Source organism: Desulfallas sp. Bu1-1, assembly GCF_015594625.1.
Lineage (GTDB): Bacteria > Bacillota > Desulfotomaculia > Desulfotomaculales > Desulfallaceae > JADNRQ01.
In genome coordinates this window covers 39,929-52,385 of sequence record NZ_JADNRQ010000021.1, presented here as the reverse complement: position 1 = coordinate 52,385, position 12,457 = coordinate 39,929, and the positions used below count along the sequence as shown (strand labels likewise).

14 protein-coding genes and 1 riboswitch are annotated in these 12,457 nt (G+C 52.0%); of the genes, 11 read left to right on the top strand and 3 right to left on the bottom strand.

From position 1 onward, the window contains the following. From IT084_RS14900 to IT084_RS14890, 3 genes are all read left to right on the top strand, one after another. On the top strand, nucleotides 1-617 hold a 617-nt coding region (locus IT084_RS14900; protein ID WP_195713677.1), incomplete at its 5' end, for a thiamine pyrophosphate-dependent enzyme. Nucleotides 618-620: 3 nt separating this feature from the next. Next, nucleotides 621-1,142: a 2-oxoacid:acceptor oxidoreductase family protein gene (locus IT084_RS14895; RefSeq protein ID WP_195713676.1), complete on the top strand. Its 522-nt coding sequence runs from the start codon at nucleotides 621-623 to the stop codon at nucleotides 1,140-1,142. Nucleotides 1,143-1,190: 48 nt separating this feature from the next. Further along, entirely contained in the window at nucleotides 1,191-1,430 is a 240-nt protein-coding gene (locus tag IT084_RS14890; RefSeq protein WP_195713675.1) for a hypothetical protein, read from the top strand. A gap of 253 nt (nucleotides 1,431-1,683) precedes the next feature. Here IT084_RS14890 and rd read toward each other — a convergent pair whose 3' ends face one another. The 3 genes from rd to IT084_RS14875 form a co-directional block, all read right to left on the bottom strand. Beyond that, nucleotides 1,684-2,370 carry a rubredoxin gene (rd, locus tag IT084_RS14885; RefSeq protein WP_243277004.1) on the bottom strand — a complete coding sequence of 229 codons (687 nt, stop codon included), beginning with the start codon at nucleotides 2,368-2,370 and terminating at the stop codon, nucleotides 1,684-1,686. 60 nt (nucleotides 2,371-2,430) lie between these two features. Next, a complete protein-coding gene (locus IT084_RS14880; protein ID WP_195713673.1) occupies nucleotides 2,431-3,612 on the bottom strand; it encodes an FprA family A-type flavoprotein in 1,182 nt (393 codons plus the stop codon). Between the two features lie 165 nt (nucleotides 3,613-3,777). Beyond that, complete coding sequence (locus IT084_RS14875; protein WP_207744624.1) at nucleotides 3,778-4,707, bottom strand: LysM peptidoglycan-binding domain-containing protein; 930 nt, start codon at nucleotides 4,705-4,707, stop codon at nucleotides 3,778-3,780. 331 nt (nucleotides 4,708-5,038) lie between these two features. Here IT084_RS14875 and IT084_RS14870 point away from each other — a divergent pair, with 331 nt between their 5' ends. The 8 genes from IT084_RS14870 to IT084_RS18685 all read left to right on the top strand — a co-directional run bounded on the left by IT084_RS14870 (nucleotide 5,039) and on the right by IT084_RS18685 (nucleotide 12,249). Continuing rightward, nucleotides 5,039-6,136 carry a TRAP transporter substrate-binding protein gene (locus tag IT084_RS14870; RefSeq protein WP_313885499.1) on the top strand — a complete coding sequence of 366 codons (1,098 nt, stop codon included), beginning with the start codon at nucleotides 5,039-5,041 and terminating at the stop codon, nucleotides 6,134-6,136. Nucleotides 6,137-6,159: 23 nt separating this feature from the next. Further along, on the top strand, nucleotides 6,160-6,720 hold the full coding sequence (locus IT084_RS14865) for a TRAP transporter small permease (protein WP_195713672.1): 561 nt from the start codon (nucleotides 6,160-6,162) through the stop codon (nucleotides 6,718-6,720). Next, entirely contained in the window at nucleotides 6,717-8,024 is a 1,308-nt protein-coding gene (locus tag IT084_RS14860) for a TRAP transporter large permease (RefSeq protein WP_195713671.1), read from the top strand. Before IT084_RS14865 ends, IT084_RS14860 begins: the two co-directional genes overlap by 4 nt. Nucleotides 8,025-8,215: 191 nt before the next feature. Beyond that, on the top strand, nucleotides 8,216-8,770 hold the full coding sequence (locus IT084_RS14855; protein WP_195713670.1) for a Uma2 family endonuclease: 555 nt from the start codon (nucleotides 8,216-8,218) through the stop codon (nucleotides 8,768-8,770). Between the two features lie 159 nt (nucleotides 8,771-8,929). After that, nucleotides 8,930-10,600: an NAD(P)/FAD-dependent oxidoreductase gene (locus IT084_RS14850; RefSeq protein WP_243277003.1), complete on the top strand. Its 1,671-nt coding sequence runs from the start codon at nucleotides 8,930-8,932 to the stop codon at nucleotides 10,598-10,600. Beyond that, the gene (locus tag IT084_RS14845) at nucleotides 10,584-11,834 is read left to right on the top strand and encodes an NAD(P)/FAD-dependent oxidoreductase (protein ID WP_195713669.1); all 1,251 of its coding nucleotides are present in this window, start codon (nucleotides 10,584-10,586) and stop codon (nucleotides 11,832-11,834) included. The genes IT084_RS14850 and IT084_RS14845 overlap by 17 nt, the downstream gene beginning before the upstream one ends. Beyond that, nucleotides 11,812-12,075 carry a hypothetical protein gene (locus IT084_RS14840; RefSeq protein WP_243277002.1) on the top strand — a complete coding sequence of 88 codons (264 nt, stop codon included), beginning with the start codon at nucleotides 11,812-11,814 and terminating at the stop codon, nucleotides 12,073-12,075. Before IT084_RS14845 ends, IT084_RS14840 begins: the two co-directional genes overlap by 23 nt. A 42-nt stretch (nucleotides 12,076-12,117) precedes the next feature. Beyond that, the gene (locus tag IT084_RS18685; protein ID WP_279327885.1) at nucleotides 12,118-12,249 is read left to right on the top strand and encodes a hypothetical protein; all 132 of its coding nucleotides are present in this window, start codon (nucleotides 12,118-12,120) and stop codon (nucleotides 12,247-12,249) included. A 67-nt stretch (nucleotides 12,250-12,316) separates the two neighbouring features. Continuing rightward, nucleotides 12,317-12,437, top strand: a riboswitch (molybdenum cofactor riboswitch). Nucleotides 12,438-12,457: the final 20 nt, after the last annotated feature.

Below are 12,457 nucleotides of genomic sequence, written 5' to 3'. Positions count from 1 at the left end.
GGGCGCTGGCTTTTGCCACCGGCATAAAAATAGGTAACCCCGAACTGCATGTTATCGTACTTATGGGTGACGGTGATGCAGTAACTATCGGAGGCAACCACTTTATCCATTCCGCCCGTCGTAATATCGACTTGACCGCTGTAGTAGTAAACAATTACAACTATGGAATGACCGGCGGCCAGTACTCGGCCACCAGTCCCCTGACAGCGCGCACGACCACTTCACCCCGGGGTGTGCCGGAACCGGGCTTTGATGTATGTGCCCTGGCGGAAACATCGGGTGCCAATTTTGTAGCCCGTACCACCGCATACCATGTGCTGCAGATTAAAAAATATATCATGCAGGCTATCCAGAAAAAAGGATTTAGCCTGGTAGAGATAATGAGTCCCTGCCCCACCCATTTTGGACGGAGAAACTTTGCAGGCGGGCCGCTGGCCATGATGAAATACCTGAAAGAGAGAGCCGTGCCCAAAGCTCGTTTTGATAAAATGACGGACCAGGAAAAAATAGACCACATTGCCACGGGCGTATTTGTTGACAAAGAGCGTCCGGATTTCCTGACGATCTACCGGGAACTGAATCCAATCAACCAGCTAGCGGATCAAGGGGGGCGGTAACAAATGAAAAAAACCTGGCAAATAGTAATGGCCGGAGATGGAGGACAGGGCTTGATTGTCGGCGGGCGTATCTTGGCCCAAGCCGCCATTTTAGAAGGAAAGAACGTTCTACAAACACAGAGTTACGGCATCGCCGCCCGGGGAGGCTATTCGGAAGCTCAGGTAATCATCTCCGACGGGGAAATCTATAACCCCAAGTGTGAGACACCGGACCTTGTTCTTGCCCTAACCCAAACAGCCTACGATCGTTACTGTGAACAAGTGGACGAAAATTGCTTGATTATATACGAAGAAGATGCGGTAACACCCAGGCGCGGTAAAAATGAAGTGGGTTATCCTTTTAAGGACACATGTCTTGATATAGGCAGCCTTAAAGTGATCAACTCGCTGTTTTTGGGCGTAATATTGAAGAATGCTCCCATTGTTAACAAAGAAAGTATGGTGAATTCCATAAAAGAAGCGCTGCCAAGTAAGCTGCACGAGATTAACATAAAAGCATTCAATGTGGGGGTAGGGAGTGAATAACGTGGGAATTGGCCGGATTAAAGAATTGCAATATTCGAGGGCCGGCATGTGATTAACGCCGGCAGCGCGGGCAAACCCAAACACGGCGACCCCCGGGCGGTTTACGCGCTGATCGAGATAGACGGCAATATCCAGGTGGATTTTATCAAGGTCTCCTATGACCACGAGTCCGCCGTCCGGGCTGTGGAAAAAGCCGGTTTGCCCGCTGAATTTGCAACCAGCATTCTGTATTCCTCTTCATGCATTGAATTTTTTGCCCAGCAGGTACTGGGGGACATGGATATTTAAACCGAAAGCCTGTTGCAGGCAAACGAAGGTACCCAGCAGCTTACCGCCGCCGGTGAGCAGATTGCATCCGCCGTACAGCAGGTTTCCAATGCCGCCTAGGAACTGGCAAGTACCGCTGCGGAATTGCAAAACGCTGTCGCCAACATAGAAACCCTCTTCCGCCGGAGGAGGGTTTCTTGGATGAATGTTGGGTCACGTTCGTCCCGCGCATCAAGACCCCGGCTTGCGCCGGGGCCGGTTTGTGTTCAATGAGTTAAGCTTCTTTTTCAAATTCCTCTTTGCCCGCTCCGCACACGGGACAGACCCAATCATCCGGAAGCCGCTCAAAGGATGTATCCGGCGCAATGCCGTTTTCCGGGTCGCCAACTGCCGGGTCATAAACATAGCCGCAAATTGTGCACACGTATTTTTCCATTATAACCTTCCTTTCTGTTTGTTCAGGTGTATAATTGGGCGCCGTCTTTGGCACCGACCCTCGCTTAATCTGGTGATAATAGGCATAAGTCATGGGGATGCCTTCTTTCAATACTTCAGCTCCGGTTACTTTGCCGATGAAAATATGATGTGTTCCGGCATCCACTTCTTGGATCACCTCGGCCTCCAGGTAAGCCAGAATATGATCTGTTAGATAGGGAACCCCCGTATTTCCCGTCTTGTAACTGATGCTTGCAAATTTATCCACTTCCCGGCCGGTTTTAAAACCAAATTGACCAATTAAAGACAGCGGGGCTTCCTGAGCCAGGATGGACACGCCAAATACTTTGCTGTCCCTGATAAACTCGTTGGTTAAATTTTGCTTGTTTATGCTGACGGCGATTGTCACAGGGTCGCCGGATATCTGGAATACCGTGTTGGCCACCTGGCCGTTGATTTTGTCGCCTTTTTTGGAGGTGACGATATATAGCCCGTAGCTGATTTTATGTAGCGCTTTGGTGTTCAAAAAGTGAAACCCCCTTTCCCTTAAATAAAAGCTTTTTTCGTTCATTTTGCAATTTTGCCGTTACGCTTGAATTATTTCACCCAGCTTTTTGCCCGCTTCTTTTGCCATGTCCAGTTCGTGGTCACCGGGCAGGTACTGGATGTTGATCAAGTCCAGGGGCATTTCCCAGCCCGTGTCCTTGATTGCCTCCGCAACTTCTTTGGCCCCCTGGCCGCCCCAGCCGTAGGACCCGAAGGCCAAACCAATCCGTTTTTTGGGCCTCAGGCCTTTGATATAAGTTAGAAACGCGCTCACTGTGGGCAGCATGCCGTTATTCAAGGTGGGCGAGCCAATCAGTATTGCCCTGGAAGTTAACAGGTCGGTCATGATTTCCGATATGTGGCTGGTTTGTAGAAATCTTACCGTTACAGGCACTCCCGCTTCTTCCAGGCCGTCCCGTAGCGCCAGAGCAATCCGCTTGGTGGAATTCCACATGGTATCATAAACAATTAGGGCCTTTTTCTCTGTTTCATTGTTTGCCCACTTGCGGTACACGGGTAGAATTTTTTCGATATATGACCGCCAAATTACCCCGTGGCTGGGAGCGATCATGTCGATATCCAGTTGGGTTACCACGTCTAAAGCTTTGTTTACATTGTCTCCATAGGGAAGGACGATGTTGGCGTAATATGTAGCCGCTTCCTCCTGGATGATATCCCAGCCCACTTGGTCATCAAATCGCCCGGCACTGGCAATATGCTGTCCGAAGGCGTCGTTGGGCAGCAGCAGCTTTGCTTCCGGAATGTAAGTGACCATGGAATCGGGCCAGTGTACCATCGGCACGTGGACAAATTTTAAAGTTCGGGAACCTATCTTTAGCTCCTCGCCTGATTTGACGACCATAAAGTCCCAGTCATCTTTTTTGTAGTACCGCTGCAGGCCTTTTTTACCCTGCGGTGAAGTTACCAGTTTAGCTTTGGGGGCAAGTGTCATAATCCCGGGTAAGCCGCCGGAATGATCCATCTCGACATGGTTTGAAACCACGTAGTCTATTTGGGACGGGTCGACAATTTCTTTAATCCGGCTCAGCATTTCATCAAACAGGTAATGTTTGACGGTGTCCACCAGGGTGATTTTGTCATCGACAATGAGATAAGCGTTGTAGGTTGTTCCCCGCGGTGTTACATAACCATGAAAATAACGCAAGTTCCAGTCAATAGCTCCCACCCAGTAAATACCGGGCTTGATTTCAACAGCTTTCATAGGTGACCTCCTTTCAGAACCCGGTGGTTCTTTTGCTTAATGTTCATTATCTGTCGATTATTATAAATGCCTGAATTTACATTTAGCTTAAGTAAACCTTAATAATTTATTAAAAATGAAAAAACCCCGGCTTGTGCCGGGGTCGACTTATCACAGCGAAAATAGCTATCTGGTTGGCGGCTTTGTTTCGGTTGTTGATGCGGTGCCGGTTGAACCCTGGTTTTCGCCCGCCGCTTTCATGACGGCGTCGCGGTGCTGCTGGACATAGCTGCGGGAAATGCCGGAACCATGGGGTTGGCTGTTATATAAATATAAGTCAAAATGCCCGTTAACGTTGTTGTCGGCAATGGTATCGATGCTGTGCGGTTTCCCGGAAAGGGAGCCCGCTATTTTAATCCCGTCTTTTACAATAACGACCGGCCTTGGTGTCCACCCCCAGCTGCCGAAAACCTGAAGCATTGTGGCGGTATCCTCTTTTGTCAACGGCTCGACGTCCGAATGATTGGACCCGCCCAGCATTTTAACCTTAAATTGTTTTTTGGTTCCAATATCAACGATAGAAAAAATATCGCCTGCTTTTAAAAGGGTGCGGCCTTTGGTAAACCAGTCAATTAACTGGCCGTAACCGGTGGAGGTGGAAGCGTTGGTATCGGTGGTCTGGTCAGGCGTTTGATCTTGCGGGGTATAACCAGTGATGAGCATTTGTTGACCGGGATAAATCAAGTCACCCTCATCCAGGTGGTTATTTTTCAATAGGAGGGAAACGGGGATGCCGAATTTTTGCGCAATGGTATAGGGGTTGTCCCCCGGTTGGACAACGTAAACCCGGGGCTGGCTTGTATTTTCCCGCGGCTTGCCTGATTCGTTACCCGTCTTTTCGAAATCGATATTGGTGTTGCGGTTTACAGCACCCCTGGAGACCGAATAACCGGCGTCCAACCTTAATGTTTGCCCGGCATATATGGTATCGCTGGTAAGATTGTTTAACCGCTTGATATGATCAATGCTTATTCCAAATTGCCGGGATATTTTCCACAGGCTGTCACCCGCGCAAACAGTATAATCAGAGGCCGATGCGACGCTTCCAAAAAACAATGTGGCCGTAAAAGCGATACCGGTTAAAAATTTTTTTCCCTTAAGTATATTTCATTGAGAAGCGAAAATAGCAAGCATTAATAGTTGATCTTTCGCTCGGGTTGTATTAAACTGGTAGGTAAGTTGGTATGGGAGTACGGTTAATTGAATTTTTCCCAAAGGGTAGAACAGTAAGACGGTAGGTAAAAGGCGCGGTTTTTCCGGGCATGCCCCTTTTCCCGGGGCGTAGTAAAACCAGCTTATTATGCCCCTCGCGATTTTGACCGCACTTTTAAACTCCTACGGGAGTTTTTTTTATTGTTATTTATACAATCAAGGAGGAGGTTAACCGGTGAAAGGATGGCAATTTAGACGCAGTTGGAGGTTGTTTGCACGGGGCAATGGAATGGTGCTGCTTTTACTGGCAGCGGCCATGCTGCTGGCGTTGACTGGTTGTTCGTCCGGCGCCAAAGAATCCCAACAGGGCCAACCGGCAACGGTGGAACTCAAACTGGCGCACTTTTTCCCCAGTACCCACCCGGCCGAAACCGAGCTTATCCAGCCCTGGGCCCGGGCCATTGAAGAAGCCACGGGCGGCCAGGTTAAGATCACCAGCTACCCGGGTGAAACCTTGTTGAAGGCGGATGCGATATATGACGGGGTGGTTACAGGCATCGCCGATATCGGGCTTTCGTGTTTCTCTTATACCCGCGGGCGATTCCCGGTCCTCGAAGTATTTGAACTGCCGGGCATCACTTACAATAATTCCAAGGTGGCCAGTAAAGTTGCCTGGGAAGGAATTAAGAAACTTAACCCGGAGGAAGTGCAGGATACCAAGCTGATGATGGTGCTGACCACCGGCCCGGGAGATTTGTTCACCAAGGTTCCGGTGCGCAGCCTGGACGACCTGAAAGGGCTGGAGGTCAGGGCCACCGGGCTGAGCGCCAAAACGCTGGAGGCGCTGGGGGCTACGCCGGTGGCGATGCCGCAGTCCGAAGCGTACGAAGCGCTGGCCAAGGGCGTGGTTAAGGGAAACCTGTCCCCCGTCGAGGTATTGAAAGGCTGGAAGCACGCGGAAGTCACCGACTATTTGACCAGAACGCCGTTTCTTTATAACACTTTGTTCTTTATCACCATGAACCTGGATAAGTGGAATGCTTTGAGCCCGGAAGTGCAGCAGGCCATCGAAAAGGTGAACGAAAAATACTTTGAAGAAGTGGCCATGGGCTTATGGGACAAACAAAACGAGGCCGCGTTGAAATGGGCGGTTGAAGAAACGGGCATGAAAGTGATCAATCTTTCGGACGAGGAAACCCAGCGCTGGATCAAGCTGGTTGAGCCCATCCAGGAGGAGTTTGTGGCCAAAATGGACGCAAAGGGTCTTAACGGGCGGGAGATTTTAAATACGGTCAAGGAACTGGCGGATAAATACAACCAGGAATATAAATAACTTTTGCCGGGGGTTGGGCTGAAATGAAACAATTTGCCGGGCTGGTTACCGGATTCAGCCGGTTGCTGGACAGGATAGCGGGCTTCTGCATGGTGGCGATTATGCTGCTGGTTGTTGCCAATATTGTAATGCGCGCTGTGTTCAATCACCCCATTTTGGGTGCCTACGAGCACGTTGGCTTTTTGACTGCTGCGATGATCGCCTTTGCCCTGGCCCATTGCGCCCTGCAGGACGGTCACATTGCGGTCGGCTTCGTGGTGGACCGGTTTCCGGCCAGGGTTCAGTCGATGGTGGATACAATTTTAAATGTTATTGCGCTGGGCTTCTGGAGCCTGTCCGCCTGGTTCGTTTTACAATATGCCAATAGCATGAAAACCAGCGGCGTGGTATCCCCGTCCGCCCAGGTGCCGGTTTACCCGTTTGTTTATCTTGTGGCCTTTGGCCTGGCGGCGCTTTGCCTGGTGTTTGCGGTCAGGCTGGTTGAATCGGCTAAGAAAGTGGCAGCTGGCGTTACCCTGAAAAAAGGTTACCCCGTGGCGGGCACCGGGGTGGAGTCCATTAAAAAGGCGGCGGTCAGCAAATGAGCCCGCTGGTCATTGGTTTAATTGGCATACTGGCTTTCTTTGTCCTGTTGATTTTGCGGATGCCCATTGCTTACGCCATGGCGCTGGTGGGCTTTCTGGGTTTCAGCTGGCTGGTTTCACCGGCGGCCTCGTTTGACATGGTGGCAAAGGAAATTTACTCCACCTTTTCGTCTTATTCACTGGGCGTTATCGCCATGTTTGTTTGGATGGGCTTCCTGGCTTTTTATTCCGGGATTGGTTCCAGGTTGTATGTTTTTGCTTACAAGCTCATCGGGCATTACCCCGGGGGGCTTGCCATAGCCACCCAGGCGGCTTGCGCCGTGTTTGGGGCCATCTGCGGTTCCAATACGGCCACGGCGGCCACAATGGGGGCCATCGCCCTGCCGGAAATGAAGAAATATAAATACGATACTTCCCTGGCCACCGCCAGTATTGCGGCCGGCGGGGTCCTGGGCGTTCTGATTCCGCCCAGCGTGATCATGATTGTTTACGGCATGGCCACGGAACAATCGGTGGGTAAACTGTTTATGGCCGGGATCATCCCGGGAATCCTGCTTATGCTGCTGTACATGCTGGCCATCTATATCCTGGCCGCCCGCAACCCCGCGCTGGGGCCGGCCGGTGTCAAATCAAGCTGGCGGGAAAGGCTTGGCGCGCTCCGGGGTGGGCTGGCGGAAGTGCTGGTTGTATTCTCCATCTCCATTGGCGGGCTGTTCGCCGGGTGGTTCACCCCCACGGAAGCGGGAGCTGTGGGCGCCGCCGGCGTGCTGGCGGTAGCCCTGCTGCAAAGGCGCCTGAGCTGGGACGGCTTTAAAAGATCCCTTTGGGATGCCACCCGAACCACGGCCATGATCATGTTGATGGTGGCCGGGGCCATCATTTTCGGCCGTTTCATGGCGGTCAGCAGGGTGCCCTTTGAACTGGCCAACTGGGCCGGCGCGTTGCCCCTGCCTCCTTTTGTCGTCGTCGGAATCGTGCTGCTGATCTATTTGATCCTGGGCTGTTTCATCGATGCCCTGGCCCTGGTGCTGTTGACCATACCCATCTTTTTCCCTGTGGTGGTAACCACCCTGGGATATGACCCGATCTGGTTCGGGGTGATCATCGTGATGGTGGTGGCCATGGGTGTGATTACGCCGCCGGTGGGCATGAACGTGTATATCATCAAGGGAGTCGCCCCGGATGTGCCGCTGGAGACGATTTTTAAAGGCATCTGGCCCTTCCTGGCGGCGCTGGTGGCCTGCCTGGTGATCCTGGTCGCCTTTCCCCGGGTGGTCACTTTTCTGCCGGGTATGCTGGAATAATAGAGTGATAGCTGGATTTAAATAAGTATAAAAAATGGGGACCGGTTTACACCGGTTTATTTTTGTGTCAAAGTGTTATACTAAAAGCTTAAAAAGCGTGTGACGAAAGTAAATGGGTTGACTTTACTTTATCTTTTTGAGAAGATGACAATGAACTATATGGTATTCGAGAGAAAAGGGGGGTTCAAATCGTGCAGACGGAAACGCTCAATAAACAGTATACTTATGAAGATTATCTTAAACTGGATGATAATAACCAATACGAAATAATCGGGGGCGAATTGATCTTGGTTCCAGCGCCAAAAACAATTCATCAAAGGATTGGCGGGGAATTATTTGGCATCCTGAGAAACTTTGTTCGGGAAAACAACTTGGGAATAGTTTTATTTGCGCCGACCGACGTGCTTTTAACCGATAAAAATAAACCACAGCCGGATATTTTATTTATTTCAAAAGAACGCCTGGACATAATCAAAGAACAACACGTTGACGGCGCCCCCGATTTAATTGTGGAAATAACCTCACCCTCCACAGGCAGCTATGACCGAGTGCAAAAAAGCAAGCTGTATTTTACCCATGGAGTAAAGGAATACTGGATAGTTGACCCCGACATCGGAACAGTGGAGGTATTCACCCCCGGCGAAAAGAACTGGTATTTGTCAGGCGCATATAATAAAGAAGAAATTCTTTTATCCCCGCTTTTAACCGGGTTGCAAATCAACTTAAAGGATGTTTTTAATCTTTAATCCCTTATCGAAGAACCCCTGGCCGCCTGGCCGGGGATTCTATTTAGGGTGGAGTTTCTTTTTTTATGGAGGTATTTAACGGAGAATCATGAATTTAGATAAATTATGTCATACTTTAAAAGAGATACCATATAAAGATCGCGAAGGGAAGCCGGGAGCATGCTCAGGGTAACCGGAATCAAGTTATCCCTTGAAGAAGACAAATCCGTGTTGAAAAGCAAGCTGGCCAAAAAACTGAAGGTCGGGGAAAGCGAGATTGTCGCGTATAAAATTTTTCGGGAGTCCATCGACGCCCGGAAAAGCCACATGATCTACTTTGTTTATACCGTGGACGTGGAGTTGAGGGACGAACAGTCCGCGCGGGAAAAAATCCGGGACAAGGACGTTACGGTTACGCCGCCGCTGGAATACGAATACGTGAAGCCTGGGAACGAAGTGCTGGAACACCGCCCGGTGGTGGTGGGAACCGGCCCGGCCGGGCTGTTTGCCGGGCTGCTGCTGGCGCAGATGGGTTACAGGCCGGTGCTGCTGGAAAGGGGCGCCGACGTGGACACCCGCACGGAAATCGTCCGCTCCTTCTGGCAAACCGGCCGCCTGGACAGGGAGTGCAACGTTCAGTTCGGAGAAGGCGGGGCGGGCACTTTTTCGGACGGCAAGCTGACCACCCTGATCAAGGATAAAAGGTGCCGCAAAGTCATCGGGGAATTGGTGCTGGCGGGCGCTCCCGAAGATATAACGTATTCCTACAAGCCCCATATCGGAACCGATATCCTGAAAACGGTGGTCAAGAACATCCGCCGCAAAATCCGGGAACTGGGCGGCGAAGTCAGGTTTAACAGCAAGGTTACCGATATCATCATCGAAGATAACAAAATCAAGGGACTGGTGATCAATAACCAGGAAAAATTGGATGCCGAAGTGGTGGTTTTGGCCATCGGGCACAGCGCCAGGGATACTTTTGCCATGCTTTATGACCGGGGGGTGGCGATGACCCAGAAGGCCTTTTCCATTGGCGTGCGGGTGGAACATCCCCAGGAGCTTATCGACAGGGCGCAGTATAAACAGTTTGCCGGGCACAAAAAACTGGGGCCGGCGGAATACAAGCTGGCCTACCACTCGCCGAACGGCAGGTCGGCTTACACGTTCTGCATGTGCCCGGGGGGGACCGTGGTCGCCGCAGCGTCGGAAGAGGGGGGCGTGGTCACCAACGGCATGAGCGAATATGCCAGGGACAAGCAAAACGCCAACAGCGCCTTGCTGGTGGGGGTAAAGCCCGGTGATTACGGCAGCGATCACCCCCTGGCCGGGGTGGAGTTTCAAAGAAAATGGGAACGAAAGGCCTTCGAACTGGGGGGCGGGAATTACCGGGCCCCCGCCCAGCTGGTGGGTGATTTCCTGGTCGACAGGCCATCTACCGCCCTGGGTGCGGTAAAGCCGTCCTATACCAGGTCGGTGGTCCTGGCGGAACTGAAAAACTGCCTGCCCGGTTACGTCATAGATACTTTGCGGGAAGCAATAATCTATTTTGACCGGAAACTAAGGGGATTTGCCCTTTCCGATGCTGTACTCACGGGAGTGGAGACCAGGAGTTCCTCCCCGGTGCGGATACTCAGGGACGAGCAATGCCAGGCCAATATCGGCGGCCTTTACCCGGCCGGGGAGGGGCCCGGTTACGCCGGTGGAATCGTCTCGGCGGCGGTGGACGGCATACGGGTGGCGGAATTTATCGCCATGAAATATGCTCCATTGGTGCATGAGTCTCCCAAAGACAATGTGTATTTAAATAGGTTAAAAAAGGGATGGATCACAGGTAATGAAAGGGTTTGTTAAACATCCGGTCCGGGTGGCGGTGGTGGGGGGAGGCGCCGCCGGGCTTACCGCCGCCCTGGCGGCCAGGTACTGCGGTGCCGGTGTTACCGTGCTGGAGCGGATGGACAGGGTGGGTAAGAAGATTCTGGCCACCGGCAACGGCAGGTGCAACATGAGCAATACCGATTTAAACATTACCCACTACCACGGCGCAAACCCGAAGTTTGCCTACGGGGCCTTGAGCCGTTTCGGCTTTCACCGGACCATGGAGTTTTTTGAAAGGCTGGGTATCGCCTGGAAGGTGGAAGAAGGGGGCAAAGTTTTTCCCGTTTCCAACCAGGCTTCCAGTGTGCTGGACGTGCTGCGCCACGAGCTGGAAATCCGGGGGGTAAAAACCCTGACCAGGACGGAAGTTAAAGGAATAAGCAAAAGTAACGGCGAATTTATACTGCGGTTGGGCAACGGAGCGGACCTCCATTTCGACCGGGTGATTATCGCCACCGGGGGCAAGGCGGCCCCCAACCTCGGTTCCAACGGCAGCGGTTACGCGCTGGCGGAACAAATGGGGCATAGAATTGTCGAGCCTTTTCCGGCCTTGGTGCAGCTAAGGCTGGCGTCCGGCTTTTTAAAACAGATTTCCGGCATAAAATTTGAGTACGAGGCCGAAATACTGGTAAGGAATAAACCCGTGGCCCGCGCCGGCGGGGAAATTTTGTTCACCGATTACGGTATTTCCGGTCCCCCGATCCTGGCGCTGAGCCGCACGGCGGGAGAATACCTGGCCAAGGATGAACAAGTTGTTCTCAAGCTGATTTTAATCAACTACATGTCCCGTGAGGAACTGGAAGCGTTTTTAATCAACCGTTTGCGGCAGCAGGCCCATAAAACCCTGGCTTTCAGTTTTGTGGGGTTTATAAACAAGCGGCTGGTGCCCGTGCTGTTGCGGGAGGCGGGAATCGAGGATATCAACAAGCAGGCGGGCCAGGTTACCGCCGGAGAAAGAAACGCTATATTAACCATTTTGCAGGACTGGCGGTTTGAAGTGACCGGTACCAACACCTGGACGGCGGCGCAGGTTACCGCCGGGGGTGTGGATGTGAAAGATGTCAACCGGAAAACAATGGAGTCGAAGCTGGTGCCCGGGCTGTATTTCGCCGGCGAGGTGCTGGACATCGACGGCGACTGCGGGGGCTACAACCTGCAATGGGCATGGTCCTCGGGATACGTGGCCGGTGAAAGCGCGGCAACGGGATGATTTTGGTGGATTGAATTATATTTTATTGAGGGGAGAGATGGATATGTCGGGTTGTGGAAGTTGCTCGGCGTGCGGGGGCGGCGACAGGGCGCAGGAATATAAGAATTGTTTCGGCCAGTCCGCTGTAAGGTGCCCCCTGTGCGACAGGGAGGTAACCTTTGACAAACTGCCGGCCAGCCGCCGGGTTAAATGCGATCACTGCGACACCGTGATCGAAGTTATTCCGCTGCTTTTAAACTAAGTTTTCCTTACTTTATTCATCCGATTACCGGGGAGGGTTTGCATGAGCGAACTGGATCAACTGGCGAAATATGTGTGCGATGATTGTGGACTGGCGTTTTGGGCCAAACCGGAAGACGAACCGAGGTTCTGCCCATTTTGCGAGCGGGCAATTTTGATCAAAATGGACAAATAGGAAAGGCAACAGCCCAGGCCCCAAAGCCCGGTATTGCTTTTTCGTAATGCCGGGTTTATAATGGGTGTAAATTAATAGTCTCCGAGCCCTGGTTGCCTAAAGCCGATGGCCATGGCCCCTGGGCCGATAGGGTATGCCGGGAAACCGGCATGCCTCCCGGTGCGGAAAGGAGGTTTTTTTCTGGCGACGAAATGGAACGTGCCGGGTT